Genomic DNA, 26,680 nt, shown 5'->3' on the forward strand with positions numbered 1-26,680 from the left:
GGCTGTCGTTATCTTCGGCCCATGCAGCCCCGCCTGGTCGTGATCATGGGCGCCGTGGCCGCCGTGGCTCTCCTGCCTCTCGGCGGCGCCGCCGCGGGGCCGGTCGGCGACGGTGACGCGAAGTCGCCCCTCCCCTCCCCCGCAGAGGCCCCCGCAGAAGCCCCCGCCAGGAAAGCCGCCGAGGAAGCCGACGGGGAATCCGCCGGGGAGCCGGCCCGCGCCTCCCGGTGCGGCCCCGAACTCTCCTCCCCCGGCGGCGTCGAGGCCCAGACCTGCGTCCTCACCGAGGGCGCCGAGACCTGGGCCCGCACCTACTACCGCAACGCGACCGGCGGGGAGCTCGCCGCCGTCCTCACGATGATGGGCCCCGGCGCGCGCACCGTACGGATGCACTGCGCGATCGGCGCGGGGGACGAGCCGGGGGTGTGCGAGACGCCGCGGGAGCCTTCGGCGGGGACGCTGACCGCGTACTCGGCGGTGGCGGAGTTCGCCGCGGGGGAGGCGGGAGCACTGCTGCTGCGCTCGGGCAGCAACTCCGCGGTACCTCGCGGGAGTTGAGAACCGCACCGGCCCCGGACATGGAAGGACCCGGTTGCTGGCGACGGGGGATGCACCAGCAACCGGGCTACCTGCACGGTAACAAGAGATCCGCTCCTGGCAAATTCGATCTCAGTTATCCGGACAGGGATTTACCTGCGGGAACGGGGAGTTGTGACAGGAGTCACGCATTCCGTGCGGACTGACCCAGAAGTCAGCTCAGAGTGACCTGGCGGTTGGTGAGACCGCCGCGCGCCCTGCGCTCGTCCGCGGTCAGCGGGGCGTCGGAGTCGAGCACCGCCGCGAGCCGCTCGGCGAATTCCGCGGCGGGCTTCTCCACGTCGTCGGCGCCGACACCGCTCGGCAGGTCCCACACCGGCACGGTCAGGCCGTGCGCGCGGAAGGAGCCGACGAGGCGGGTGCCCTCGCCGAGGCTCGACGTGCCGGCCGCGTGCAGCCGGGCCAGCGCGTCGAGGAGCCGCTCCTCGGCGTACGGCATGACCCAGCGCAGGTGGTTCTTCTCGGGCGTCTCGCACCAGTAGGCGGAGTCCACGCCGGTGAGCCGCACGGTCGGGATGGCGGCGGCGTTCGCCCGCTCCAGGGAGGCGGAGACCTCCGGCGTCGCGTTCTCCGCGTCCGGCACCCAGAACTCGAAGCCGGCGTGCACGACCGGCTCGAACGGACCCTCGGCGGCGAGCACGTCCTGAAGCCGCGGGCCCTCGGCGGGAGCCCTCCGGCCCCGCACCGGCGTACCCGGCTCGGCTTCGAGGGCGCGGAGCAGGGTGTCGGCCAGGTCGCGGCTGATGTCACCCGACGAGGTGTCGTTCTGCAGGCCGACCAGGACCGAGCCGTCCTCGCGGCGCAGCGCGGGCCAGGCCATCGGCAGGACGGTGGCGAGCGTGACCGAGGGGACGCCCTCGGGCAGCCCCTCCTTGAGCGTCAGCGCGACGGTGGCCGCGGGCACGAGCTCGCGCAGCGCGACCCAGTCGCACTCGCCGGGCAGGCCCTCGAAGGGGCGCCGCACCAGTTCGGTCACCGCGTGGGACGCCGCTCGGCCGTGGCAGGCCTTGTAGCGGCGGCCCGAACCGCAGGGGCAGGGCTCGCGGGCGCCGACCACGGGGATCTCGCCCTCTGTGAGCTGCGGCTGCTGCTTGCCCTTGGTCTGCGGGCGCTTCTTGGCCATCTGGGTGTCTCCCGGCTGCGGCTCTCGTGCTCTTTCACGTACGGGCGCGAGCCTAGCCCCTGGGACCCCTCAGTCCATGTCGTCGAACGGGTCTGCGAACGCCAGCTCCGAGAGCGCGCCCGCCGCGGGGGCGGTGATGCGCGTCGCGAAGTCCTCGTGGCGGTGCCCCGCGTGGACGACGGCCCAGACCGTGACCTCGCCGTGCACGTCGTCGCGCACGCCCCAGGTGTCGGCCAGCGCCGTGATGATGTTGAGCCCGCGTCCGCCGTGCGCCGTGACCGAGGGTGTGGCCGGAACCGGGCGGGTCGGTCCGCCGCCGTCCGTCACCTCGACCGTCAGCCGGCCCGTCTTGTCGACGTGCCAGGCCGCCCGCACGTCACCGTCGCCGACCATCCCGCGCCCCAGCGGCCTGCCGTGCCGGCAGGCGTTGCTGAGCAGTTCCGACAGGATCAGTACGGCGTCGTCGATGACCGATTCGGACACCCCGCCGACGCGCAGTTGATCACGCATCCGGTGCCTTGCTTCCCCCACGCCCGCAGGGCCATGGGGAACGGCCATGCTCGACGACGTGGGCACCTCCCGTGCCACCACCAACGCCACCCCCGAGACCTCCTTCGCCCCACGCCACGGTGTGGATGCCCCAATGGCCTGGACCGGAAACCGGACGGATCGTGTGGGGTGACGCACTCATGACGATCGAATACGGACCGAACGCGCCGGTGCACTCCCTGTGAGAGGAATTACCGCAGTCCGAGTCGGTCCAGCTGGGTCAGTACCTGCTTGGGGCGGTTGGTGATGATCGCGTCCACTCCGAGTTCGGCGCACAGCTCGACGTCGCCGGGTTCGTTCACCGTCCATACGTGCACCTGGTGACCTGCCCTCTTCAGCTTCGCCACGTATCCGGGGTGGCTCCGCAGGATGCGCAGGGAGGGGCCCGCGATCCGTACGCCGTCGGGGAGGCGTCCGTCGCGGTGGCGGGGCGAGATGAACTGCATCAGGTAGACCGTCGGCAGCGTGGGGGCGGCGGCGCGCACGCGCAGCAGCGAACGCGCCGAGAAGCTCATGACCCGTACCGGCGACAGCTCGTCGGAGGCCGGGGCGTCGAGGCCGAAGCGCTTGAGGAGCAGCAGGAGGCGCTCCTCCACCTGGCCCGCCCAGCGCGTGGGGTGCTTGGTCTCGATGGCGAGGCGCACCCGGCGGCCCGAGGCGTTGCTCTCGGCCACGAGTTCGAGGAGGCGCTCAAGGGTCAGGACGGAGGTGTCCTCCGTGCGGCGGCCCTCCAGGGCGGAGCCCTCCCAGTCGGGGCCCTCGCCCTCCAGGGCCTCGTCGTGGTTCCGCTTCCAGGAGCCGAAGTCGAGGGCGGCCAGGTCGGCGAGCTCCAGCGCGGAGACGGCTCCCCGGCCGTTCGACGTGCGGTTGACGCGGCGGTCGTGCACGCAGACGAGATGGCCGTCCGCGGTCAGTCGTACGTCGCATTCGAGGGCGTCGGCCCCGTCCTCGACCGCCTTCTTGTACGCGGCGAGCGTGTGCTCGGGAGCGTCCTCCGAGGCTCCGCGGTGGGCGACGACCTGGATCTGGTGCTGTCGTGCGAGGGTCACCGCGTCATGGTGCCATCACGGGGTACCCGAAGGCTCGCCGGAGGACGGCGGCCCGGAGCGCCCGACACACAGGCTCGGCTTATGGTGCCCTGACGGCCCATGGGAAAAGCTGACAGCAGACAGGTGCACAGTTGGCACAGCCAGGCCGTGACCGAACGCCGAGCCACGACAGCATGGACCGAGGAGTAGAGCTGTGAACACCGAGAACGAGGGCAACGCTGTACCTCAGGCCCCGTCCGCACCTCCCGTGCCGGTGGACGCTCCCGCTGTTCCCGCCGACTCCCGCGATGCGGCTGCGCCGGGCGCGGCTGTCCCGGGCGCGGCTGTGCCGAGCGAGACCGCCCCGGGTGCCGGTGCTTCCGGCGCCTCGGGTGGAGGTGCTGCTTCCGGTCCTGGCGAGGGTACGGGTTCCAGTGCTGGTGCTGGTGCTGGTGCTGGTGCTGGTGCTGGCGCCGGTGCCGGTGCCGCCGGCGGTGGGGCGGGCGTGCCCGGGGCGGAGGCGTGGCCGCCCCCGCAGCCGCCGGTGACGCCCTCGTACGCCGGTGGCGGAGGTTCCGGTTCCGGCTGGGGCGCCTCCTACCAGCCGCAGGAGCCGAAGCCCGGCCGGCGGCGCGGCGGTCTCGTCGCGGGCGTGCTCGCGGCCGCGCTGGTCGCGGGCGGTGTCGGCGGCGGCATCGGGTACTGGGCCGCGGAGCAGAACGACAACGACACCGGCTCGACGACGGTCTCCGCCGCAGACACCCCGGCCGACCTGAAGCGCGACCGCGGCTCGGTCGCCAGGATCGCGAACGACGCGCTGCCCAGCGTCGTCACCATCGAGGCGCAGAGCGGCAGCGGCGAGGGCGGCACGGGCACCGGCTTCGTCTACGACAAGCAGGGCCACATCCTCACCAACAACCACGTGGTGGCGTCGGCCGCCGAGGGCGGCAAGCTCCAGGCGACGTTCTCGAACGGCAAGAAGTACGCCGCCGAGGTCATCGGCCGCGCCGAGGGATACGACGTGGCGGTCATCAAGCTCAAGAACCGCCCCGACAACCTGAAGCCGCTCCCGCTCGGCAACTCCGACCGCGTGGCCGTCGGCGACTCGACGATCGCGATCGGCGCCCCCTTCGGCCTCTCCAACACCGTCACGACGGGCATCATCAGCGCCAAGAACCGCCCGGTGACCTCCAGCGACGGCGGGCAGAGCGGCAAGAGCTCGTACATGAGCGCCCTGCAGACCGACGCGTCGATCAACCCCGGCAACTCCGGCGGCCCGCTCCTGGACGGTCGCGGCGCGGTCATCGGCATCAACTCCGCGATCAAGCCCGCCGACAGCGGCGGCGGCCTCGGCGGCACCGGCCAGTCCGGCTCCATCGGCCTCGGCTTCGCGATCCCGGTCAACCAGGCGAAGAACGTCGCCCAGCAGCTCATCAAGACCGGCCGGCCCGTCTACCCGGTGATCGGCGCCTCGGTCTCGCTCCAGCAGGAGGGCGCGAACGGCGCGACCATCTCCCAGGAGGGCGCGAGCGGTTCGGAGGCGGTCACCCCGAACGGCCCGGCGGACAAGGCGGGGCTGAAGCCCGGCGACGTCATCACTAAGCTGGACGACACGGTCATCGACAGCGGCCCGACCCTGATCGGCCAGATCTGGACCCACAAGCCGGGCGACACCGTCAAGATCACGTACGAGCGCGGCGGCAAGGAGCACACGGTCGACGTCACCCTGGGCCAGCGCAAGGGCGACAGCTGAGCCGCTGCCTCAGGCCAGGCGCAGCGGCAACCGGTCCCGCAGCCCCGCTCTCTCGATGGCCGCGTCGGCGATGGACCCGGTCCAGGCGATGGCGACCCTGATGCCGACGGCGTCCAGCGCCTGGCAGATCCCCAGCAGCGTGAACAGGCCGGCGTTGTCGCAGCGGGTGAGGGCGGACAGGTCCAGGACCAGCCGCCGTTGCCCGCGCGGACGCATGGCCACCTTCACGACCGCCTCGCGCAGCAGGGGTGTGGTGTCCACGTCCAGCTCTCCGGAGAGGCATATCAGCACCACGGAACGGTCCGCCGGGGCATGGCGGATCACCCGCAGGCGGGACCTGACGTCTTGCTCCATGGCTGGCGCCTTCCGGCCGGCTCTCCGCCTGCCGGTACGCCCTCGCGGACACCGGCGCGGACATACCGGAGATCTTCTGCGCCCATCCTTCCCCATCCGGGCCCGCGATGGCCCGCGAACGGGCGGAGTCGAGGGGGTCAGTGGCCCCCGTGCGGACCACGGCCCCCGAGCGAAGCCGAAGGCCGGTAGGCTGTAGCCGCTCCGCCCCAGGTGGGACGGGGCCGAGGTGGGTTGCCCGAGCGGCCTAAGGGAACGGTCTTGAAAACCGTCGTGGCGCGAGTCACCGTGGGTTCAAATCCCACACCCACCGCGGTGATTGACGGCCCCTGACCAGGTGTGACGGTCGGGGGCCGTCGTCGTGTCCGCTACCCGCCGGGAGAGTTGTTCCGGTTGGTGGAGTGGTTTCGTGGGGCGGGTGTCAGCGGGGTGCGGGGGTGTTGGCGGATATCGTCAGGTCCGAGCGGGCCGCTTCGTGCAGGTCGTTCAGGGCCTGTACCAGGGGGATCGGGCGGAGTTCGGTGATGCCGCTCGACGGGAGCCGGGCCGCCCGGAGGAGTTCCCAGGTCCGCTGGTTCACCGTGTGGGCGGCGGTCGCGGCCTTGTCGTCGCTCAGCAGGACGAGGGTCTCGAAGAGGATCGACCTCTTCTTCTCGTTGCCCTCCATCTCGGTCAGCGCGTCAGCGGGATCGGCACCCTGGTCCCGGGCCCGCCCGGCGTCCATGGCGGCGCGCTGGATCTCCTTGATGCAGGACACGTACTCGATGTAGGTGTCGAGCTTCCGCTCGTCCCACCGGGTGGCCATCACGTGCCGCAGCTTCGTCCGCTCGGCCATGGCTGTCGCGAAGTAGGACGTCAGGGCGCCGATGAGGACGCCGACCAGGGTGATGATCTGGGTGGCCATGCCGGACAACGTACCTGCGCGGACGCCCCGTACCCCTGCGGGAGTTGACGGGGAGCCGTGTCAGGGAGAGGCGTGGCAGGGGGAGGCCCCCGGCCAGGTGCTTCGGTCGGGGGCCTGTCGAGCGGTGCCGGCGGACGTCCGGCTCACAGGCGGTCGGTGGTGTGTGCGCCGCCCGTGCCGCGGTGGCCCGTGTCGTGCGTCTTGTTGCGGCGCGGGATGAGGCCGAGCAGACCCAGGAGGCCGGCGAGACCCCAGAGGCCCCAGCCGCCGCCGTCGTCATCGTCCTTGTTGTCGTCGTCCTGCGCCTGCGGCAGGGCGGCGGCCTGCACGGTGGCCGTCCCGGGCGCGACCGGTGTCTGCGCTTCCGCGGTGGCCGCGGCGGGCCCCGCGAGGAGAACGGCGGTCAGGAGAGCACCGATAGTCGTGCGCTGCATGGTTCCTCCTTGCATGACCCACGGACGGGGTCCTGCACCCCATGGCGCGTGATGCCCGATGGCCGCGCAACTCCGGGAGGTGCGAGAGGCCCGTCCGAAGCGCGGTCGGGGCGCTGTACCGGGGCTGCCGGGCCATCGGGGTCATTAGGGCAAACGGGTGAACGGCGAAGGAATGGGATCGTTTTTCACCCGTGCGGGCGCGGTGACCGGCCGGTTACTTCAGGTCGTCGAAGCACGCCTTCTTGATGCTCTTCACGCCGAACAGCGTGGTGAAGCCGCTGCCGAGGGCCGAGGCCGCGCCCCGCTTGGAGTTGACGCCCGAGAGGACGGCGAGGAGCTTCTTGACGCCGCCCGCGGCCTTGATCGCCTTGTAGCTCGCGGTGCCCGGGTGGAAGGCGGCGGCCAGGGCGCCTCCGCACTTCATGGAGTTCCAGGTGTCGCTGACCATGCCGCCCGCGATCTCCTTGGTCTTGTCCCACCACTTGGGGTCGGCGACGACGGGGTAGGCGGTCGACGCGTCGGTGTGGACGCCCTGGACGAGTTCGCCGCCCTCGATCCGGTACGACGTGGGGACCGGCTTGCCGGTGGCGTCCTTGGCCCACGGTGCCTGGAAGGTGCCGACCAGTTCGTCGGAGCCGTCGAGGACCAGGACGCCGCCGTCCTCGTCCGGGACGGCCCGCGCGCCGCCGGGCAGATCGAGGGCGAAGCGGTACTCCTTGGGCGCCGCCGCGTCCTTCATGGTGATCAGGGCGCTCGCGCTGCCGTCCTTGCCGACCTGGGCGGCGACGTCCACGGAGTCGGCGGGCCGGGAGTAGACGACGGTGCCATTCGGCGTGACCCGCGCGGTCGCCGCCGAGGAGCCTGGCAGGCCCACACGGAGCTGCTTGCCGGTCGCGTCGGTCACCGTGAACGTGCCGGAGCCCATCGCGGGGAGTTCCACCCGCGATCCCCCCGCTTCGGCGATCAGCGTGCCATCGGCGCGGGTGCGCGGGATGGAGAGGCTGTCGGTATCGGTGGCCTTTTCTACGGCGAGTGCGTCCGCTTCCACGGCGAGTGTGCCCGCGGCGGTGGCGTCGGTGGCCGCGACGGCCGGGACGGTGCAGGCCAGGAGCGCGGCGGCGGTCAGGCCCGCGATACGGGCGGACGATGCCTTGGTCAGGGTGCAGGTGGTCACGAAGTTCCCCTCCTCGTGAAGCGTTCATCACCGCGTGGCCTGGTCAGGGCCGCTGATGACGTGATCGGAAAGATCATGACATCGGGCCGGGGCCGTCCCGGCCGCACAAAGGGGGGAGAAGGGGAGAGAAAGGTAACTGGAACCTTATGCTCCCTTTACTCGTCGGGTTGCCCTGTCGGTTCTCCTGTTGGTTCTCCTGTTGGTTGTCCTGGCGGCTGCCCGGTCGGTCGCTCCGTCAGCCGCGCCGCCGACGCGATCGTCGAGCGGGCCTCGCGTTCCGTGAGGCCGACGCGGAGGGCCGCGGCCACCAGTTGAGGCGCCAGGGCCCCGCCGATGCCGTTCTCGTAGGCACGGCACGCGGCCCAGAAGAGGCGGGTGTTGCGCTGGCCCTCGTGCGCCGCGAGGACGAACTGGACGAGCCCTTGGCCTTGTTGCGCCTCGCCGGTCCCGTGCGCGCGGGGCTTCGCGGGGTGCGGCGGTCGCGGGGGCGGGGTGAGCAGACGCAGCAGGGCCGGCGGGCAGGGCGCGGGAGCCAGGTGGGCGGTGCCGGGGACGGTGCCGTAGACGCCGTGTTCGGTGTGGGAGCCGGGGCCCACGAGGTAGCCGCTGGCGCCCCGGATGTCGATGCCGGGAGCCAGCCGCCCCGCGGAGTTGGGCACCACGGTGCCCGGCGGCCCGGCCAGCCAGATGTGGCGGCCGCCGCTCGGGGTGGTGACGACCACGGTCTCCGGGATCGTGAAGAGGTGCCGCAGCGCGAGTTCCCGCAGGGCGGCGGAGGAGTCGGTGCCCGACTTGGTGTCCAGGTCGATGCCGATCAGATGGTGCGGGGGCAGCCCGCAGGCGATGCCGTACCCGGTGGCCCTGGGGGCGGCGGCGAACAGCTCGCGGATGCGCCGCGGGTCGGTCGTCGCGTCGTACACCCCGTGTCCCGGACGGCCGCATTCCCCGTGACAGCGGCGGGAACCGGGCACGGCCCCGGGCGCAGGCGCCGGCGAGAACGCACGCGCGGGCTCGGACGCGGGCTCGGGCGCGGAGGCGGACGCGGATGCACGCTCGGACGGGGACGGGGACGGGGGCGGAGGCATTGGCGGCGCCGGTGGTGGGGCGTGCGGTGAGCGCACCGCCGGCAGTTTCGTGCGGGAGAGCGGGATCACCGCGAGCCCGCGCTCGGCGGCGGACAGGGCGTGCGCGAGCGCGAGGGCGGCGGCATGGCGGTCGCTGATGGCCATGCGTCGAGTTTCGTACGTACGTTCGAAGAAGGGAAGAGGGGCGCTGGCCGGAGGGCCGGGCGAGTGCGCCCCACGCGCCAGATCGAGCCCCTCCCGCGCATGGCCGCGGTAACGCTTCGCCTCTTGGGACGCCCGGGCCAGGGCGAATGGCGCCCGCGCGCGAGCGGGGGTTTTGGGCCAGGTTCGCGCCCCGACGTGCGCCTCGGGTGTTTATCGGCGGCCCCTCACGCTTGAGGGGGATTCCATGGTTCCGGGGTGGTTCACCGCGAGGCGGTGGGCAACTCTGATGCCGCGACGTCGTGCAGTACCGCAAGGCGGCCGGCCGGCCGCCGCGCAGCACCTCAGGGCGGTCGGCCGACCGCCCGGCACCTTGAGGCGGGGCGGCCGGCCCGCCTCGGCCCAGCCGTACTTCTCGGTGCCCCCGGCTCTTCGCCGGTGCGTACCGCCTGTTCCGGAGGATTGAGACATGGCAAGCATCCGTACCGCCCGCGTCATCGCCGCCGCCGCGGCCCTGCCCCTGGCCGCCGCCCTCTTCACGGGCGTCGCGGCGGCCGACAACGGCGCCATCGCGGGCAACGGGTCGAACGCCGGTGTGGCGACCGTCGTCGGCAGCGGCGTCGGGGACGACAACCACGGCAACTCGGCCACCACGCAGCAGCAGGCCGTCGGCAACGGTGCCTCGAACCAGAACAACAACGCCCAGGTGAACGGCTCGGCATGGACCCCGATCTACCAGACCAACGACAACGTCACCGTCAACTTCGCCGAGCTCTGGTGACCCGGCACCCCGCGGAGCCGCTCGGGACGGCTCCGCGGGGTCGGTGAGGCCAGCACCTCCAGGGGTGTGGGGCAAGGGGTTCTGTGCGGCGGCGCTTCGGCGCCGCCGCACAGTCGCGTGTGGGGGGCGAGGAGGGGGTTCGAGGAGAGGGTTCGAGGAGGGAGGCCGGGGCGCGGGCGCCGGGGCGCGCGCTACGTCTTGACACCGGTACGCCACCTGACGGACAGTCAGAAACCGGGAGCCGTGGGCGCGGTGGTGGGTGAGCGGCGGGACGCGGAGGGGGTTGCGTGAGCGGCGGAGAGGGGGCGGCGGAGGGTGCGCGGGGCACGGCAGCCTCGGGTACGGCAGCCTCGGGTACGGGCGCCTCGGGCGCGGGTGTCTCCGGCACGGGCGCCGCGGGCACAGGCGCCTCCGGCACGGGTGTCTCCGGCACGGGCGCCTCCGGCACGGGCGCCTCCGGCACGGGCGTCTCGGGCACGGTGGCTCGGGGCACGGTGGCTCGGAGCGCGGTGGACGAGGGGATTCCGTACGCGGAGCTGAAGGCGTTCGAGGGGCGGCCCGCCGCCGTGGCGGGGCGTGGCAAGGACCCGGTCAACGGGCCGATGATCAGGCACTGGTGCGAGGCCATGGGCGACGCCAACCCGGCGTACGCGGGCCCGGACCAGGTGGCGCCGCCGACGATGCTGCAGGCGTGGACGATGGGCGGGCTCTCCGGGCACGGGGGGCGCTCGGACGCGTACGACGCGCTGCTGGCCCTGCTCGACGGGGCGGGCTGCACCTCGGTCGTCGCCACGGACTGCGAGCAGGAGTACGTACGGGCGCTGCGCCCCGGTGACCTGATCACCTTCGACGCGGTGATCGAGTCGGTGTCCGAGCGCAAGACGACCAGGCTCGGCACGGGCCACTTCGTCACCACGCGGATGGATGTCAGGGCGGACGGCGCACTCGCGGGAACGCACCGCTTCCGCATCCTCAAGTACGCCCCCGCCGGGCGCCGTGAGCCGGCGGCCAGACGCCCCCGGCCGGTGATCAACCGCGACAACGCGGGGTTCTGGGAGGGCGTCGCCGCCCACCGGCTGCTGATCCAGCGCTGCGGTGGCTGTGGCACGCCACGTTTCCCCTGGCTGCCGGGGTGCAACACGTGCGGCTCCGCCGAGTGGGACACCGTCGAGGCGAGCGGCGAGGGCACGGTCCACTCGTACGTCGTGATGCACCATCCGCCCTTCCCGGCCTTCGATCCCCCCTACGCGGTGGGACTTGTCGAGCTGGCGGAGGGCGTGCGGATCGTCAGCAACGTCGTCGGGGTGCCGTACGACGAGGTGCGCATCGGCATGCCGGTGCGGCTGGAGTTCCAGCGGGTGGACGAGGAACTCGAACTGCCGGTGTTCCGCGCCTCGGCCGAGGAAGAGCCGCGTGCCGAGGCAGGACCCCGTGACCGGGCAGGACCCCGTGTCCAGGGAGGACCGCGTGGCGAGGGAGAACCGCATGAGGCCAGGTGAGGTGCTGCCTCCGCTTGAGGTGCCGATCACCCGCACCCTGATCGTGGCCGGGGCCATCGCCTCCCGTGACTACCAGGACGTGCACCACGACGCGGAGCTGGCGCGGGCGAAGGGCTCGCCCGACATCTTCATGAACATCCTGACGACCAACGGCCTCGTCGGCCGCTACATCACCGACCACTTCGGCCCCACGGCCATCCTCCGCAAGGTGGCGATACGGCTCGGCGCGCCCAACCATCCCGGCGACACCATGGTCCTGACCGGCACCGTCGAGCGGGTCGACGCCTCGCCCGAGGGGGAGACCGCCACGGTCGGGGTCGTCGGGGCCAACGGCATCGGCAGACACGTCACCGGCACCGTGACCGTGACCGTCCCGGCGAGCGGACCCGTGACCGTCCCGGCGGGAGGCACCGTATGAGTGTCCGTACGCGCGACAGCCTCGGCGGCCGGGCGGCGATCGTCGGCATCGGGGCGACGGAGTTCTCCAAGGACTCCGGGCGCAGCGAGCTGAAGCTCGCCGTGGAGGCCGTGCGGGCGGCGCTCGACGACGCGGGGCTCACCCCCGCCGACGTCGACGGCATGGTCACCTTCACCATGGACACCAGCCCGGAGATCACGGTGGCCCGGGCGGCGGGCATCGGCGAGCTGTCCTTCTTCTCCCGCGTCCACTACGGCGGCGGCGCGGCCTGCGCCACCGTGCAGCAGGCGGCGCTCGCGGTGGCGACGGGCGTGGCCGAAGTCGTGGTCTGCTACCGGGCGTTCAACGAGCGCTCGGGGCGGCGGTTCGGCTCCGGGGTGCAGCGGCGCGAGCCGTCCGCGGAGGGCGCCGCACTCGGCTGGGTGCTGCCGTTCGGCCTGCTGACCCCGGCCTCCTGGGTGGCGATGGCCGCCCAGCGCTACCTCCACGCGTACGGGCTCACGCCGGACGCCTTCGGCCCCGTCGCGGTGATGGACCGGAAGTACGCGGCGACCAACCCGGCGGCGTACTTCCACGGCAAGCCGATCACCCTCGCCGACCACGCCGCCTCCCGCTGGATCGTCGAACCACTGCGGCTCCTCGACTGCTGCCAGGAGACGGACGGCGGCCAGGCGGTCGTCGTGACCAGCGTCGAGCGCGCCCGCGACCTGCCGCACCCCCCTGCCGTGATCACGGCGGCGGCGCAGGGCGCGGGCCGGGGGCAGGAGCAGATGACCGGCTTCCACCGTGCCGACCTCACCGGGCTGCCGGAGACCGGCGTCGTGGCGGCCCAGCTCTGGCGCACGTCGGGGCTCGGCCCGGCCGACATCGACGTCGGCATCCTCTACGACCACTTCACGCCGTTCGTCCTGATGCAGCTGGAGGAGTTCGGGTTCTGCGGTCCCGGCGAGGCGGCGGGGTTCGTCGCCGAGGAGCGGCTGCCGCTCAACACCCACGGCGGGCAGCTCGGCGAGGCGTACCTGCACGGGATGAACGGCGTGGCCGAGGCCGTGCGGCAGGTGCGCGGCACATCGGTGAACCAGATTCAAGGTGCCGCGCGCACGCTGGTCACGGCAGGCACGGGCGTCCCCACATCGGGGCTGATATTGGGGTCGGACGGCTGAACGCGCGCGTGTCCTCGGGCCGCGGCGGGACCCGCGCCGTTCACTCGGCGTATGCGTCTCCGAAAAATGATCATTGGACTTGCCCTGGCCCTGGCCGCACTGTCCCTCGACATGACCGCGGTCCCGCCGGGCGCCTCGGCCGCCCCCGCCGGGGGCGACGCGCCGGACGCCTCGACCGCCCCCACCCCCGGGGGCGACGCGTCAGACACCTCGGCTGCCCCCACGCCCGGGGGCGACGCGTCAGGCAGCTTGGCCGCCCCCACGCCCGGGGGCGACGCGCAGGGCACCACGGCCGCTCCCACCGGGGGCGACGCGCAGGGCACCTCCGCCGCCCCCACCCCCGGGGCCGACGCGCCGGACGCCTCCGCCGCCCCCACCCGTGGCGACGCGCCGGCACCGGAGCCCGGTGCCGCCGCGCCCGCCGGGACGTCCGTCTTCCGCGGCTACGCGTTCGACACCTGCGTCGCCCCGAGCGCCGACACCATGCGGCGCTGGAAGAGCTCCAAATACCGTGCCATCGGGGTCTACTACGCGGGCCGCGGACGGGCCTGCAAGAACCAGCCGAACCTGAGCCGGAGCTGGATGCGCGCGGTGCACGCCAACGGGTGGCGGGTCCTGCCGGTGTACGTGGGCTCGCAGTCGCCCTGCGTCGGCGCCAAGAACAAGAAGGGGGTACCCATCGGCCGGTACCCGAGGACCCAGGGGAAGAACGAGGGCCGCGACGCGGTCACGAGGGCCAAGGCCTACGGCATCCAGGCGGGCAGCGCGCTCTACCTGGACATGGAGGCGTACTCGTACAAGAAGGCGGCGTGCGCCCGCACCACGCTCTCCTTCGTCCAGGCCTGGAACCGCGCGGTGCGCGCCAGTGGCTACCTGCCCGGCTTCTACAGCAGCGCCGACTCCGGCGTGCGGCACATGGACATGGCCCGGCGCGCGGGCGAGAAGGACCTGCCGTCGGTGATGTGGTTCGCGCGCTGGCGCATCCCGCCGCGCCTGTACGGGGAGCCGGCGCTCGGCGAGAACGCGTGGCGGCCCGCCCGCCGCATCCACCAGTACGCGGGGAACGTCAAGGAGCGGCACGGCGGGCGCACGCTGGTGATCGACCGCAATCTGATGCACGCCCCGGTGGCGCGTTTCCGGTAGGTGGCCGCGACCGCCCCGGCGCCCGCGCGCCGGGGCGGCTCTCAGGGATGAACCCTCAGGGGTGTGCTCCGCCTCCTCCACCTGTAGGAGGTGGGGCAGGCACCACTCGTACAACCTGAGGCGGACACCGCTTCGGGACCTGGGGCCGATCCGCTGAAGTAGGGGGCGCTTCTAGCGTGGAGCCATGACCGCATCCATGGTGTCCGTGTGCACCAGCGCATCGAAGGCCGCGACGCGGGGCACGGGTCCGGCACGGGCCGCCGGGTCCTTCGCCTACCCGTCGTTCGCGTCCTACGTACGGGCCCGCCAGCCCGTACTGCTGCGCACCGCCCGCTCGCTGACCGCGAACCCGAGCGATGCCGAGGACCTGCTGCAGACCGCGCTGACCAAGACGTATGTCGCGTGGGACCGGATCGAGGACCACCGCGCGCTCGACGGCTACGTGCGCCGCGCCCTGCTGAACACGCGCACGTCGCAGTGGCGCAAGCGCAAGGTCGACGAGTTCGCCTGCGACGAGCTGCCGGAGCCCGACGCGGCGCCGGCCGGTGACCCGGCCGAGCAGCAGGCGCTCCGCGACGCGATGTGGCGCTCGATCATGAGGCTGCCCGCGCGGCAGCGGGCGATGGTCGTCCTCAGGTACTACGAGGACCTCAGCGAGGCCCAGACCGCCGAGGTGCTCGGCGTCTCCGTCGGCACGGTGAAGAGCGCGGTGTCGCGCGCCCTCGGCAAGCTCCGCGACGACCCGGAACTGACGCCGGTCCGCTGAAGCGGCCGTTCCGTCCGGCCGCAGGCCCGCCCCGCCGCCCCGCACCGGGCGCCTCCGGCCCGATCCGATGATCGATCATCCCCTGGCCTAGTGACATACCGCGCGGTATGCGCGCAGAATCGGCCCAGCCCCTACTGCCGCGTAGGCGATGTAGCCCAGGAGGACGCCGTGCTGAGCACGATGCAGGACGTACCGCTGACCATCACCCGCATCCTTCGGCACGGTACGACCGTGCACGGGACGTCCCAGGTCATCACCTGGACCGGTGACGGCGCCCCGCAGCGCCGCAGCTTCCGTGAGCTCGGCGAACGCACCGCCCAGCTCGCCCACGCCCTGCGCGATGACCTCGGCGTCGCCGACGACGAGCCGGTGGCCACTTTCATGTGGAACAACGCCGAGCACGTCGAGGCCTACTACGCGGTGCCCTGCATGGGCGCCGTCCTGCACACCCTGAACCTGCGGCTGCCCGCGGACCAGCTCACGTGGATCGTCGCCCACGCCGCGGACCGCGTCATCATCGTCAACGGCTCCCTCCTCGGCCTCCTCGCCCCGCTGCTCCCCCGGATGCCCGGCGTCGAGCACATCGTGGTCTCGGGCCCGGGCGACCGCTCCCTCCTCGCGGACGCGCGGGCGCAGGTCCACGAGTACGAGGAACTGCTCGCCGGCAAGCCCACCGCCTACGACTGGCCCGAGCTGGACGAACGCGCCGCCGCCGCCATGTGCTACACCTCGGGCACCACCGGCGACCCCAAGGGCGTCGTCTACTCCCACCGCTCCATCTACCTGCACTCCATGCAGGTCAACATGGCCCAGTCGATGGGCCTCTCCGACGCGGACACCTCCCTGGTCGTCGTCCCGCAGTTCCACGTCAACGCCTGGGGGCTGCCGCACGCCACCCTCATGACCGGCGTCAACATGCTGATGCCCGACCGCTTCCTGCAGCCCGCCCCGCTGGCCGAGATGATCGAGACCGTGCGGCCCACCCACGCGGCCGCCGTCCCCACCATCTGGCAGGGCCTGCTCGCCGAGCTGACCGCGAAGCCGCGCGACGTCAGCTCCCTCGGCCAGGTCACCATCGGCGGCTCGGCCTGTCCGGCGTCCCTCATGGAGGCCTTCGACCGCCTCGGCATGCGGGTCTGCCACGCCTGGGGCATGACGGAGACGTCACCGCTCGGCACGATCGCCCGGCCCCCGGCCCACGCCGTCGGCACCGACGAGGAGTTCGGCTACCGGCTCACCCAGGGCCGCTTCCCCGCCTCCGTCGAGGCCCGCCTGGTCGGCCCCGGCGGCGAACACCTCCCCTGGGACGGCGTATCGGCCGGTGAGCTGGAGGTGCGCGGTCCCTGGATCGCGGGCTCCTACTACGGCGGCGCGGGCGGCGAGCACCACCGGCCGGCCGACAAGTTCAGCGAGGACGGCTGGCTGAAGACCGGTGACGTCGGCGTGATCAGTTCCGACGGCTTCCTCACTCTCACCGACCGGGCGAAGGACGTCATCAAGTCGGGCGGCGAGTGGATCTCCTCGGTCGAGCTGGAGAACGCCCTGATGGCCCACCCCGACGTCGCGGAGGCCGCCGTGGTGGCCGTCCCCGACGACAAGTGGGGTGAACGCCCGCTCGCCACGGTCGTCCTGAAGGAGGACGCCGCCGCCGACTACACCGCGCTGCGCGACTTCCTCGCCGGCAGCGTCGCCAAGTGGCAGCTCCCCGAGCGCTGGGCCGTCATCCCGGCCGTGCCCAAGACCAGCGTCGGCAAGTTCGACAAGAAGGTCCTGCGCAGGCAGTACGCCGCCGGGGAACTGGACGTCACGCGGCTCTGACCCGGTCTTCGCCGGCAGCAGGGGGAGGGGCAGGGGCAGGGGGCGACCCCCGGCCCCTGCCCCTCGCCTCAGTTCGTGCCGATCTTCGCCAGCAGGTCCACGATGCGGCCCTGCACCTCGGGGCTCGTCGAACGCTCCGCGAGGAAGAGCACCGTCTCACCGGCGGCGAGCCGCGGCAGCTCCGTCTCGTCGACGGCGGCGGTGTAGACGACCAGCGGCGTGCGGTTCAGCCGCCCGTTCGCCCGCAGCCAGTCGATGATCCCCGCCCTGCGGCGGCGCACCTGGTGCAGGTCCATCACCACGAGGTTCGGCCGCATCTGGGCCGCGAGCGTCACCGCGTCCGCGTCGCTCTGGGCCCGCGCCACCTGCATGCCGCGCCGCTCCAGCGTGGCGGTCAGGGCGAGCGCGATCTCCTCGTGCTCCTCGATGAGCAGGACACGCGGCGGATGCTGCTCGCTGTCGCGCGGGGCGAGGGCCTTCAGAAGTACGGCGGGGTCGGCGCCGTACGCCGCCTCCCGCGTCGCCTGGCCGAGACCCGCCGTCACGAGCACCGGCACCTCGGCGGCCACGGCGGCCTGCCGCAGCGACTGGAGCGCCGTCCGCGTGATCGGTCCGGTCAGCGGGTCCACGAACAGGGCCGCGGGGAACGCCGCGATCTGCGCGTCGACCTCCTCGCGCGAGTGCACGATCACGGGACGGTAGCCCCGGTCGCTGAGCGCCTGCTGGGTGGTGACGTCGGGCGCGGGCCACACCAGGAGGCGGCGGGGATTGTCCAGCGGCTCGGGCGGCAGCTCGTCGTCCATCGGCCGCGGCTGGGGCCTGTTGGAGATCTCGACCGCGCCACCGGGGCCGTCCAGCGGCTCGGGGCCCTCGTCGGCGTCCTCGTCGGGGGCGCCGATCGCGTACGAACGCCCGGCGCCCTCCGTCACGGTGGCGATACGGGACTGGGGCAGCGCGGGGCCGGAAGCGTGGGGCTGCGGGTGGTGCGGGCGCGCCGAAGGCTCGGCGCGCTCCTCGGCCGCGGGGTCCGGGGGCGTGCCCAGCCTGCGCCGGCGCCCCGAACCGCTCGGAGCCTGCGGCGGCGCGGGCGCCGCCTCGGGGGGCAGCGGGGGCTGCGGAGCCTGCGGGACGCGCGGGGGCTGCGTCGGGCGGCGGTCCTGCGCGGGCGGCGCCGCCTCGTCCTGCGGTCCGCGCGGCTGCTCGGCGATCTGCTGGCCGAACGGCACGCCCTGCCCGAGCGTGCGCACGCTGAACGCGCGCCCCTGCGTCGAGTTGGGGTCGACCGGCGCGGCCTCGGCGGGCAGCGGCTGGGCGGCGCGCGCCTGCGTACCGCGCTCCGGCGGAAGTGTGGCGCCCCTGGGCGTGGACGTCGGAACGCCGTGCGCCGGTGTGCCCGTGGAGTGCGGGTCGCCCTGCGCCGCCGGAACACCGGCCGCCGGGGTGCCGCCCTCGGGCCACGGCTGCGGCTCGGGGAGCGGGCCGGGGGCGGCCGGGGCCGGCGGTGCGCTCGGGGCCGGCGGTGCGTTCGGGGCCGGCGGTGCCGCGGGGCTGCCCGTGGCCGCAGGGCCGGTCGGGCCGCCGGGGGCAGCCGGAGGCTGAGGGTGCGCCTGCCGCGGAGGAACGCCGCCCGGGGCGTTGCCCGGAGTGGTGCCGTTGCCCGGAGTGGTGCCCGGAGCGTTGCCGTTGCCCGGGGCGGCCCCCGGAACCTGAGGCGTCTGCGGGGAGCGTCGGCGCCCCGTTGGAGCCTGCGCGGGGTGCGGCTGCGGCGGGGTGTGGTCGTCGTCGGGGACGTGCGGCGCGGCGGTGTGCTGTCCGGTGCCGTCACCCGGGGCGCCCGGATACGGCGCGGAACCAGGCACTCCGGCGCCCACGAACCCGCCGGGCAGCGGAGCCTCGCCGACGGCGGCACGGCCGGCCGCCGCCTGGTTCAGCACGGCGTGGCCGAGAGTGCCGGCGCCGGGCCGGGGGGCACCGCCCCGCGTACCGGCACCCTGAGTTCCGGCATCCGGCGTCCCGGTGCCCTGCTGGGGAGCGGCCTGGCTCACGGCGACGGCGCCTTGGTTCACCACGGCGTGGCCCACGCCCGCCTGTGGGGCCCCAGGCCCGGCCACGCCCGCGTGGCCCGCGCTTCCCTCACCGCCCGGCGTCCGACCGCCCGGCGTCCGACCGCCCGGCTCCTGGCCACCCAGCCCCTGGGCACCGACTTCCTGGCCGCCCAGCTCCTGGCCGCCCAGCTCCTGGCCGCCCAGCTCCTGGCCCGGCGCGCGGTCGGCCGTGGCGGGCGGCAGGGCGAAGACGCGCCCGCTGTTCGCCTCCTCGGCGGCGGCACGCTCCTTGGCTGCGGCCAGCGCGCGCCGCGCCCGGCGCCCGGTGGGCCGCGCGGCGTCGCCGTGCCCGGCCTCCACCGCGGCGAGTTCGCCGCCGGGGTTGCCGGAGGACTCCGCGGGGCCGGAGGCCAGCGCGGGCAGCGCGTGCTGCTCACCGCCCCGCCGTGCGCGGCGTCCCGTACCGCCCGCGGGCACCGGCACGCCCTGCGGCGGCACCGTCTGACCCAGCGCGGCGGACCCGGCGGCATGCTCGGCCGCGGTCACCACGGAACCGGCAGCCTCCGCGGTCTGCGGGAGGCTCTGCGGTGTCTCGGCGGCACTCGGCCGCCCGCGTCGCCGCCCGGTCCCGCCCGAAGCGCCGCCCTGGGTAGCGCCGCCCGTCGCCCCGGCGGCTCCGCCGGACGTCTCCGGAGCCTGCGCCTGCGCGCCGATCCTGGCGGTCCCGGCGGTCCCTGCCCCCGGAGCGGTCGTGACCGAGCCGCCGAGCGTGTCGGGAGCGGCCTCCGCGGCACGCCGGCCCCTGCGCCGTCCCGTACCGGTCGGCGCGGCGGGCGCCCCGGCCTCGGGACCACCGGGGGCCTCCGCCGCGGCACCGCTCTCCAGGAACGAGTCCACGGAGGGACGCCGGGCGCGCCGGCGCCCGCCGCCCGTGGCCTGCTCGGGCACGGCGACCGCGCCGCCGGGCGCCGCCGCTCCCGCCGAGGGAACCGGCGTCTCCGTAGAGCCGCCCTTCGGGGCGCCACTCTCCGCAGAGGGCGTCCCGGGGACACCGCTCTCCGCGGAACCCGCCCCGATCGGCACTTCGAGTACGTACGCACTGCCGCTCGTCCCCGGCACCTCGTGGGTCTGGAGCACGCCTCCGTGCGCCCGCACGATGCCCCGCACGATCGGCTCGTGCACCGGATCGCCACCGGCGTACGGCCCCCGCACCTCGATGCGGACGACCTCGCCCCGCTGCGCCGCGGCCACGACGATGGTCGAGTCCACGTAACCGCCGGCCGCCGTACCCGCGCCGAGACCCGCGCGCGTGTTGCCGGTGGCGTCGATCCCGGCCACGTCCGCGACGAGGTGCGCCACGGCCGTGGCGAGCCGCCCCGCGTCGACCGAGACCTCGATCGGCGGCGCGTGCACCGCGAACTGCGCGCGCCCGGGCCCGATCAGCTCGACCGCGCCCTCCACACCGGCGGCGACGACCGCGTCGAGCATGACCGGCGTACGGGACAGCCGCTCGTCCCCCGCGTCCAGGCGCTGGAAGCCGAGGACGTTGTCGACGAGCGTGGTCATCCGGGCGTACCCGGCGGACAGGTGGTGCAGGACCTGGTTGGCCTCGGGCCAGAGCTGACCCGCGTCGTCCGACGCGAGGGCGGCGAGCTCCCCGCGCAGTTCGTCCAGGGGCCCGCGCAGCGAGGAGCCGAGGACCGCGAGCAGCTGCTCGTGCCGCGCGGCCAGCGCCTCGTACCGCGCCTTCTCGCGCTCGGCCAGCTCCTCGAAGCGGTCCTTCTCGCGCTCGGCGAGCGCCGCGTACCGCTCCTTCTCGGCGGCGAGTTCCTCGGCCCGCTGCTCCTCGGCCGCCTTGATCTCGGCGGCGCGCTCCTCGGCGGCGGCAGCCAGCTCCTCCGCGTGCCGTGCGAGGGCGGCCTCGTACTTCTCGTTCAGCTCGTCGTAGGGCCTGCGGTCGGTGAACGTCATCACCGCGCCGACCAGTTGGTCCCCGTCGCGCACGGGCGACGTCGTGAGGTCGACGGGCACCTTGGCGCCGCTCTTGGACCACAGGACCTGCCCGCGCACCCGGTGCTTGCGCCCGGAGCGGAGCGTGTCGGCGAGCGGGGACTCGTCGTAGGGGAAGGGCTCGCCGTCGGCACGCGAGTGCAGGACCAGCGGGTGCAGTTCCCGCCCGCCGAGGTCGCTCGCCCGGAAGCCGAGGATCTGGGCGGCGGCCGGGTTGACCAGGACGACGCGTCCCTCGGTGTCCGTGCCGACGACGCCCTCGGCCGCGGCCCGCAGGATCATCTCGGTCTGCCGCTGCGAACGCGCCAGCTCGGCCTCGGTGTCCACGGTGCCCGAAAGGTCCCGTACGACGAGCATCAGCAGTTCGTCGCCGGTGTACCCGTACTGGTCGTACGCGTCCCTGCCGTCCTCAAGCGGGGAGCTGGTCACCTCGACGGGGAACTCGCCGCCGTCGGTGCGGCGCGCGATCATCCGGGTGGGCTTGGTCCTGCCGCGGTCGTCGATGGTGTCGGGGCGCCGCATGGACCCGGGGATGAGCCGGGAGTCGAACTGCGGCAGCAGATCGAGCAGTCCGCGCCCCACCAGGGCCGTGCCCGGTGCCTCGAACGCCTCCAGGGCGATCGCGTTGGCGTTCACCACGGTGCCGTTGGCGTTGACGAGCACCAGGGCGTCCGGGAGCGCGTCGAGTATGGCTGCGAGGCGAGCAGCGCCTCGGGATGGCCTGCTGCTCACGACGACGCTTCCTCCCTGGTTACCGCTGCTTGCCGACTCGCTCAGGCCATCTTGCCCCTCGGCCCGTGGCGTGTCACGGGAGGGAGTCTACGGGGAGTGGTTGTGGGCGCGACGCCGGATGAGAGGGAGGTCGCACGCAGAACGTGTGAGTTTTCCGTAGCTCCAGGTCACGGCGGGGGCCTCGGCCGCGCTCGTACGCGGCCACCCGGCCGCCCCGCACGACGGGCGGCCGCCCCGCCGCCGCGCCCTTCCTGTCACGCCCTTCCGGTCACGCCCGCGCGGAGACGTCGGGAAGGACGGGGACGAGGTGGTTCCAGCGGGAGATCTCGCAGCCGTCGCCGCGGTCGTACGTGGCGTTGACGGGCCGCCCCTGCCAGGTGCCCGTCACGCGCGCGGTGGCGGGCCCGCCGTACTGCATGGTGCACATCGTGCCGGGCGGCGTCTTGGCGAACGGGTCCTTCCCGTAGACCGTGACCGCGTCGAGACGCGCGCACGCCTTCTTCGCCTGGGGGTGGGTGCCGCCCGTGCGGTGGCAGTCCAGTACGTACGTACCGTCGGCGTGCCCCGAGCCGGCGACGGTGATGGTGAGCCGGTCGGTCGGGGCCACCGGGACGGAGGCCGCCTGCGCGGCGGAGGGCACGGCGGACAGCGCGGCGGCGGAGGCGGCGGCGGTGAGGAGGAAACGGCGCAGCATGGGGGCTCCCACGGGATCGGCGGAACGTAAACGGGTGGCTCTACCGCCTCTAACGCCGTGCGCCACGGGACGTTGCGGGTGGGGCGAAGTGCTTTGCTCTGCGGGGCGCGCTCCTAGTACCGTGGAAGCCGCGATTGGTGACACGCCGCCTGGCTGTGTCATCATCTGCACGCACCCCCGCGCTCGTGGTGGTGTGCAAGCTGGAGGCGTCGCCTAGTCCGGTCTATGGCGCCGCACTGCTAATGCGGTTTGGGCCTTAAAGCCCATCGAGGGTTCAAATCCCTCCGCCTCCGCAGCAAGCCCGAAGCCCCGGTCCTCCTGGACCGGGGCTTCGGCGCGTCATGGGCCCCGCGGACCTCGCAGACCTCGCTGGACGGTGTTTCCGCAGCTCACAAGGGGTCTGCCCAATGGATTTCACATGGCGGCGGCAGTCATGTAATGTTCTTCCTGTCGCCGGGGAACGGGCCGAAGGGCCGGGAAGCGGAGACAAGAACAAAAGAAAAACCAAGCACTCGTAGCTTAACGGATAGAGCATCTGACTACGGATCAGAAGGTTGCAGGTTCGAATCCTGCCGAGTGCACAGCACGCCAGAGGCCCCGTGGAGGAATCCACGGGGCCTCTGGCGTATGTCCTGACGGCAGTGGGTGACGCCAACCGGATGCCGGGGCGATTCAGACGGTTACGCGGGCACCGGTCGTGCCGTCGTCAAGGAGCCGGACCGGCGGAACTGGTGTACGGGTCCTCCTCCGGGGTGTCTTCCCAGGTGTGCTGCTCGGCGTGGTCGGCGAACAGACAGCAGCCCTCACCGTCGGGTCCCTGGGCGGCCACCGGGCAGTCCGGCAGTACGTCGAGCTCCGCCTCGTTCGTCCCGCCCCAACGGAGCCACAGTGCGGTCCCGTACGCGCCGGCGTCGCTGAGCAGGCCGAAGTGGTCACTGTCGCCGTGTGCGGACAACTGACACTGCACCGCTGGGTCGACGTGATCAACGGCCGGCTTCTCCCGCGCTTCCCGCGCCAGGTCCAGGGGCACCCGGCGCCAGTGAACGCACCGCATCACAACACCGTCCAGAAGGATTCGGCGGAGTTCCGCTCCGCACATCGGCGACAGGCACACGGCGGGAAGCGGCCGGAGCTGTCCGGGAGCGCCGGATCTCTGCCCACATGCACCTCCGTGAGAGGCCCCCACGTCCGGCCGGAGTCGCGCGAGACCCGCAGCGTCATCCGTACGTCGTCCTGTCCGTTCGCCATGAGTAGGAGCATCGCGATCCGGGAGGTAGGCCAGAAAGGCCAAGCGGAATACCCAACTTGGATAACATCACCCACGGTCGACAATGAGCAGCGATCCGTAGTCTTCGTACCGGAGCATGCCGATGCCCGAGCCATCCCGCTCGAAGGAACTTCCCGTCGGCCTGCTCGCGGATCCAGTGATGATCGAGGCATGCCGAGCCAGGGACTTCGGCCGCGTCTTTCAGCTGGTCAAGGCGAGAGCAGGCATCTACCCGTCGATGATCGCGCGACGCTGTGACCTGACCCCGAGCCGTGTCGGCGAGGTGATCGACGGACGGCGGCAACTGCTGCACATGGACGTGATCGAACGCATCGCGGACGGTCTGTGCATTCCCGGACACATGCTCGGCTTGGCCCGTCGAAGTTGGGAGACACCGCAGAACCTGACCGTGCCACCACAAGAGCCCACCGAAGCGGCATCGCCCGCCGGCCCCCGGCCGGCCGCGGGCCTGTCGGGAAGGGACGTGGACAGCATTCTCGCCCTGGCAGCCGAAAGTGAACTCAACTCGTCGACGCTGAACGCGCTGCACTCGTTGATCACGGACTACTGGCGCCGGGACGACGAACACGGCGGCGAGACCTTGCGGCCGGCGGTCGTCGGACAGCTTCGCTACGTCGTCGGCCTCCTCAAGGAGGAACGCTCCTCATCCATGCGAGACGGCCTGCACAGCATCGCTGCCGAGCTGGCCCGTCTCACCGGCTGGACATACTTCGACGCCCGCCAGTATCACCAGGCACGGGCCTATTTCACCGAAGCCCTCGGCCTGGCCAAGGCGGTCGACGACCACCAGTTCATGGCCAACGTACTCGCCTGCATGAGCCTTCAGGCCACCTACCAGGACAGGCCGGGGGACGCACTCGCTCTCGTGGCGGCAGCTCAGGACCAGGCCAGGGCCGCAGCAGGGACGACGTCGCGCGTCCTGGCCATGCTCGCGATGCGCGAGGCATTCGCCCACGCCACCCTCGCGAACCACAGCGCCACCCATACCGCGATCGCGGAAGCCCACACTCACTTCGGACGGATCAGCACCGACGATCCGGACCCCGCATGGGTGGCGTACTTCGACGAGCCGAAGCTGGTCGCGGACACAGGCATCGCGTACGGGCGCCTGGGTGAAGCTGTCCTTGCCGAACCTTTGATCGCGGACGCCCTGCGCCGAGAGCACCGGACGAACCACCGGGGCCGCGCCTTCCACGCCTGCTGGCTCGCCCGTACCCAACTCGATTGCGGCAAGCTTGAGGAGGCGTGCCACACGGCCATGGATGCCCTGGTCCCGGCGGCGGCCATCAGCTCGCAACGGGTCGCCGGCCACTTCCGCGAGTTCTACGAGCAACTGGAGCCCTTTCGCCGCGAACCGGCCGCAGTGGCGTTCCGGTCCCGGCTCCGGGGAAGCGATGCCCCGCCAGATCAGCGGATCGTCTCGTCCATGAGGACGTAGAGCAACCCGACGAGGGAGCCGCTGCTGACGATCTCGCGCCGGTCGATCATGCCCCGCACGTCGGCCAGCGGAATCCACTCGACCCGGTCCGACTCGTTCTTCTCGGTCGGTGGCCCTTCATACGTCGCCCCATCGGCCCGGAAGACGTGGTGCTGGGAATCGGTGATGCCGTTGGCCGGCTCGGCGTAGATGAGCGGTTTGACCGGGCCGGGGCGCCAGCCGGTCTCCTCCAGCACCTCACGCGTGGCCGCTTCGGCGGGGGTCTCGCCCAGCTCGACCAGGCCCATGGGCAGCTCCCAGGCCCAGGCATCCGTGATGAAGCGGTGGCGCCACATCATGAGAACCTCGCGCCGATCGTTGATCACGGCCGCCACGGCCAGGTGGCGGAGCTTGACGACGTGGTGCTCCCAGCGGTTCCCGTCCGGGGTCTCGATGTCGGTGAGCCACACGTTGACCCAGGCGTTCTCGTAGATCGGACGTTCCCCATGGATCTTCCACTGCATCGTTGCGGCCCCTCTCGATGGGCCTCCAGCATCGCAGAACCAGTCCCGCAGACCCTGTCCAGGCTGAGGAGCGGTCCGGTCTCCTGCCTTGACGCTCTCGCCGGCGGCGGGGCGGGGGTTGCGCGCTCTGGGCGGGCCGGAGGCAGACGTAGACCCCGTCCTCTCCGAGCCCGCATAACGTGGGGGGACCACGGTCCCGATGTGGAAGCCGGAGCGATTCCGGGTCACTGAGGAAGAACTGACCCGCCGGGGGCCGGAGGATGAGTCGTCCGGCCGGTGGAAGGAGTGCCGCGTTGGAGTGGCGTTGTGCGGGGCTCGGGTGGCCGGAGGGGCGGCCCGTGTTGCGGTGGGCGGGTGGTCGGGTGAGTTCCCTCGCGTACGGGCAGGCGGTCGGGTTCCGGGCCGTCGGTGAGCGGTGGTGCGTGGGGGCGCGGGGGAACGCCTGTCCGCTGCGGGCCGTGGTGCCGGGGCGGGCCACGCAGGCGCGGTGCCCGGAGTGCGCACGGCTCGACAGGGCGTTCTCCGTGGCCGCGGACGGGGTGCCCGATGATCCGCGGACGTACCGGGTCTACCTGGCGTGGTTCGGGCCGGGGATGGTCAAGGCCGGCATCACCGCCGAGGAACGGGGTTCCGCGCGGCTGCTCGAACAGGGGGCCGTGGCGTTCTGCTGGCTCGGGCGGGGACCGCTGATGGCGGCCCGGCGCACGGAGGAGCTGCTGCGGGCGGCGCTGGGGGTGCCGGACCGGGTGCCGTACGCACGCAAGCGGGCGGTACGGGCGGCCCTGCCCGAGTGGGGTGAGCGGGCGCGGGAGTTGGAGGAGCTGTACGGGCGGGCCGTGGCCCTGGACGGCTGGGCCGAGTCGCTGCGGCGCATCGGCTTCGCGGCCGTCGACCACGCCCCGGCCTTCGGCCTCGCGGCACCGGCAGGCGAAGCCACGGGTGTGGTGCGGGAGCTGGTCGCCGGCGGGAGCGTCGGGGGACGCCTCGTGGCCGCCGCCGGGCCGGACCTCCACCTGGCGGTGCCGGGCGGGGCGGGTGAGTCCACACTCCTGGTGGTCGATACGCGGGTGCTCGTGGGGTGGGAGCTGGTCAGGGCGGACGCGGCGGACGGCGTGACCGTGCCCGTGGTGCCCGTGGTGGCCGTCGGGGGTGACGGAGGCGGGGCCGCGGGCGGCGCGGAGCAGGTGGGGCTGTTCTGACGCGGGGCGTCGCCGTCCGCCTGACGTGGGGGCCTGGAGCGTAC

At 73.1% G+C, this 26,680-nt stretch carries 22 protein-coding genes, 3 tRNA genes and 1 pseudogene; 14 read left to right on the forward strand and 12 right to left on the reverse strand.

Annotated features, from left to right (window positions below; all coding sequences use genetic code 11):
• Positions 1–21 precede the first annotated feature (21 nt).
• Positions 22–558, forward strand: a complete 537-nt coding sequence (locus tag AB0I16_RS09510; protein WP_363248726.1) for a hypothetical protein — start codon at positions 22–24, stop codon at positions 556–558.
• A gap of 193 nt (positions 559–751) precedes the next feature.
• Here the strand turns inward: AB0I16_RS09510 and AB0I16_RS09515 are convergent, their stop codons facing one another.
• The 3 genes from AB0I16_RS09515 to AB0I16_RS09525 form a co-directional block, all read right to left on the reverse strand.
• Positions 752–1,720 carry a DUF5926 family protein gene (locus AB0I16_RS09515; RefSeq protein WP_363248727.1) on the reverse strand — a complete coding sequence of 323 codons (969 nt, stop codon included), beginning with the start codon at positions 1,718–1,720 and terminating at the stop codon, positions 752–754.
• Positions 1,721–1,789: 69 nt separating this feature from the next.
• Positions 1,790–2,407 carry an ATP-binding protein gene (locus AB0I16_RS09520; protein WP_363248728.1) on the reverse strand — a complete coding sequence of 206 codons (618 nt, stop codon included), beginning with the start codon at positions 2,405–2,407 and terminating at the stop codon, positions 1,790–1,792.
• A gap of 53 nt (positions 2,408–2,460) precedes the next feature.
• On the reverse strand, positions 2,461–3,318 hold the full coding sequence (locus AB0I16_RS09525; protein WP_363248729.1) for a glycerophosphodiester phosphodiesterase family protein: 858 nt from the start codon (positions 3,316–3,318) through the stop codon (positions 2,461–2,463).
• 193 nt (positions 3,319–3,511) lie between these two features.
• On the opposite strand from AB0I16_RS09525, the gene AB0I16_RS09530 reads away from it, so the two are divergent.
• Positions 3,512–5,050 carry a trypsin-like peptidase domain-containing protein gene (locus tag AB0I16_RS09530; protein ID WP_363248730.1) on the forward strand — a complete coding sequence of 513 codons (1,539 nt, stop codon included), beginning with the start codon at positions 3,512–3,514 and terminating at the stop codon, positions 5,048–5,050.
• Between the two features lie 9 nt (positions 5,051–5,059).
• On the opposite strand, the gene AB0I16_RS09535 is transcribed toward AB0I16_RS09530, so the two are convergent.
• The gene (locus AB0I16_RS09535; RefSeq protein WP_363248731.1) at positions 5,060–5,404 is read right to left on the reverse strand and encodes an STAS domain-containing protein; all 345 of its coding nucleotides are present in this window, start codon (positions 5,402–5,404) and stop codon (positions 5,060–5,062) included.
• A gap of 225 nt (positions 5,405–5,629) precedes the next feature.
• Here AB0I16_RS09535 and AB0I16_RS09540 point away from each other — a divergent pair.
• Positions 5,630–5,714 (forward strand) — tRNA-Ser (locus AB0I16_RS09540).
• Positions 5,715–5,822: 108 nt separating this feature from the next.
• Here AB0I16_RS09540 and AB0I16_RS09545 read toward each other — a convergent pair.
• The 4 genes from AB0I16_RS09545 to AB0I16_RS09560 all read right to left on the reverse strand — a co-directional run bounded on the left by AB0I16_RS09545 (position 5,823) and on the right by AB0I16_RS09560 (position 9,142).
• Positions 5,823–6,305 carry a hypothetical protein gene (locus tag AB0I16_RS09545; RefSeq protein ID WP_363248732.1) on the reverse strand — a complete coding sequence of 161 codons (483 nt, stop codon included), beginning with the start codon at positions 6,303–6,305 and terminating at the stop codon, positions 5,823–5,825.
• A gap of 143 nt (positions 6,306–6,448) precedes the next feature.
• Positions 6,449–6,739: a WGxxGxxG family protein gene (locus tag AB0I16_RS09550; RefSeq protein ID WP_363248733.1), complete on the reverse strand. Its 291-nt coding sequence runs from the start codon at positions 6,737–6,739 to the stop codon at positions 6,449–6,451.
• 214 nt (positions 6,740–6,953) lie between these two features.
• Complete coding sequence (locus AB0I16_RS09555; protein ID WP_363248734.1) at positions 6,954–7,913, reverse strand: hypothetical protein; 960 nt, start codon at positions 7,911–7,913, stop codon at positions 6,954–6,956.
• A 155-nt stretch (positions 7,914–8,068) separates the two neighbouring features.
• Positions 8,069–9,142 carry a bifunctional DNA primase/polymerase gene (locus tag AB0I16_RS09560; protein WP_363248735.1) on the reverse strand — a complete coding sequence of 358 codons (1,074 nt, stop codon included), beginning with the start codon at positions 9,140–9,142 and terminating at the stop codon, positions 8,069–8,071.
• Positions 9,143–9,608: 466 nt separating this feature from the next.
• Between AB0I16_RS09560 and AB0I16_RS09565 the strand changes: the two genes are divergently transcribed.
• The 7 genes from AB0I16_RS09565 to AB0I16_RS09595 all read left to right on the forward strand — a co-directional run bounded on the left by AB0I16_RS09565 (position 9,609) and on the right by AB0I16_RS09595 (position 16,727).
• Positions 9,609–9,920 (forward strand): hypothetical protein, encoded by a 312-nt coding sequence (locus AB0I16_RS09565; protein WP_363248736.1) that lies wholly within the window; start codon positions 9,609–9,611, stop codon positions 9,918–9,920.
• A 509-nt stretch (positions 9,921–10,429) separates the two neighbouring features.
• The gene (locus tag AB0I16_RS09570; protein ID WP_363248818.1) at positions 10,430–11,419 is read left to right on the forward strand and encodes a bifunctional MaoC family dehydratase N-terminal/OB-fold nucleic acid binding domain-containing protein; all 990 of its coding nucleotides are present in this window, start codon (positions 10,430–10,432) and stop codon (positions 11,417–11,419) included.
• Entirely contained in the window at positions 11,406–11,837 is a 432-nt protein-coding gene (locus tag AB0I16_RS09575) for a MaoC/PaaZ C-terminal domain-containing protein (protein WP_363248737.1), read from the forward strand. The genes AB0I16_RS09570 and AB0I16_RS09575 overlap by 14 nt, the downstream gene beginning before the upstream one ends.
• Positions 11,834–13,000 carry a lipid-transfer protein gene (locus tag AB0I16_RS09580; protein ID WP_363248738.1) on the forward strand — a complete coding sequence of 389 codons (1,167 nt, stop codon included), beginning with the start codon at positions 11,834–11,836 and terminating at the stop codon, positions 12,998–13,000. Before AB0I16_RS09575 ends, AB0I16_RS09580 begins: the two co-directional genes overlap by 4 nt.
• 66 nt (positions 13,001–13,066) lie before the next feature.
• Entirely contained in the window at positions 13,067–14,143 is a 1,077-nt protein-coding gene (locus AB0I16_RS09585; RefSeq protein WP_363248739.1) for a glycoside hydrolase domain-containing protein, read from the forward strand.
• 184 nt (positions 14,144–14,327) lie between these two features.
• The gene (locus AB0I16_RS09590) at positions 14,328–14,909 is read left to right on the forward strand and encodes a SigE family RNA polymerase sigma factor (RefSeq protein ID WP_363248740.1); all 582 of its coding nucleotides are present in this window, start codon (positions 14,328–14,330) and stop codon (positions 14,907–14,909) included.
• Between the two features lie 168 nt (positions 14,910–15,077).
• A complete protein-coding gene (locus AB0I16_RS09595; protein ID WP_363248741.1) occupies positions 15,078–16,727 on the forward strand; it encodes a long-chain fatty acid--CoA ligase in 1,650 nt (549 codons plus the stop codon).
• Between the two features lie 68 nt (positions 16,728–16,795).
• Here the strand turns inward: AB0I16_RS09595 and AB0I16_RS09600 are convergent, their stop codons facing one another.
• Together AB0I16_RS09600 and AB0I16_RS09605 are read right to left on the reverse strand one after the other, a co-directional pair.
• Positions 16,796–21,514 carry a PAS domain-containing protein gene (locus AB0I16_RS09600; RefSeq protein ID WP_363248742.1) on the reverse strand — a complete coding sequence of 1,573 codons (4,719 nt, stop codon included), beginning with the start codon at positions 21,512–21,514 and terminating at the stop codon, positions 16,796–16,798.
• Between the two features lie 268 nt (positions 21,515–21,782).
• Complete coding sequence (locus AB0I16_RS09605; protein WP_363248743.1) at positions 21,783–22,208, reverse strand: SSI family serine proteinase inhibitor; 426 nt, start codon at positions 22,206–22,208, stop codon at positions 21,783–21,785.
• A 202-nt stretch (positions 22,209–22,410) separates the two neighbouring features.
• On the opposite strand from AB0I16_RS09605, the gene AB0I16_RS09610 reads away from it, so the two are divergent.
• Together AB0I16_RS09610 and AB0I16_RS09615 are read left to right on the forward strand one after the other, a co-directional pair.
• A tRNA-Ser gene (locus AB0I16_RS09610) sits at positions 22,411–22,501 on the forward strand.
• 215 nt (positions 22,502–22,716) lie between these two features.
• A tRNA-Arg gene (locus AB0I16_RS09615) sits at positions 22,717–22,789 on the forward strand.
• Between the two features lie 125 nt (positions 22,790–22,914).
• On the opposite strand, the gene AB0I16_RS09620 is transcribed toward AB0I16_RS09615, so the two are convergent.
• Positions 22,915–23,163 carry a hypothetical protein gene (locus tag AB0I16_RS09620; protein WP_363248744.1) on the reverse strand — a complete coding sequence of 83 codons (249 nt, stop codon included), beginning with the start codon at positions 23,161–23,163 and terminating at the stop codon, positions 22,915–22,917.
• Positions 23,164–23,578: 415 nt separating this feature from the next.
• Between AB0I16_RS09620 and AB0I16_RS09625 the strand changes: the two are divergent.
• Positions 23,579–24,926, forward strand: a pseudogene (locus AB0I16_RS09625) (hypothetical protein).
• On the opposite strand, the gene AB0I16_RS09630 reads toward AB0I16_RS09625, so the two are convergent.
• Positions 24,904–25,437 carry an NUDIX hydrolase gene (locus AB0I16_RS09630; protein ID WP_363248745.1) on the reverse strand — a complete coding sequence of 178 codons (534 nt, stop codon included), beginning with the start codon at positions 25,435–25,437 and terminating at the stop codon, positions 24,904–24,906. The pseudogene AB0I16_RS09625 and the gene AB0I16_RS09630 overlap by 23 nt on opposite strands.
• A gap of 260 nt (positions 25,438–25,697) precedes the next feature.
• Here AB0I16_RS09630 and AB0I16_RS09635 point away from each other — a divergent pair, with 260 nt between their 5' ends.
• Positions 25,698–26,636: a DUF2797 domain-containing protein gene (locus AB0I16_RS09635; protein WP_363248746.1), complete on the forward strand. Its 939-nt coding sequence runs from the start codon at positions 25,698–25,700 to the stop codon at positions 26,634–26,636.
• The last annotated feature ends 44 nt before the right edge of the window (positions 26,637–26,680 follow it).

Origin of the sequence: Streptomyces sp. NPDC050703 (assembly GCF_040654435.1) — a bacterium.
GTDB lineage: Bacteria > Actinomycetota > Actinomycetes > Streptomycetales > Streptomycetaceae > Streptomyces.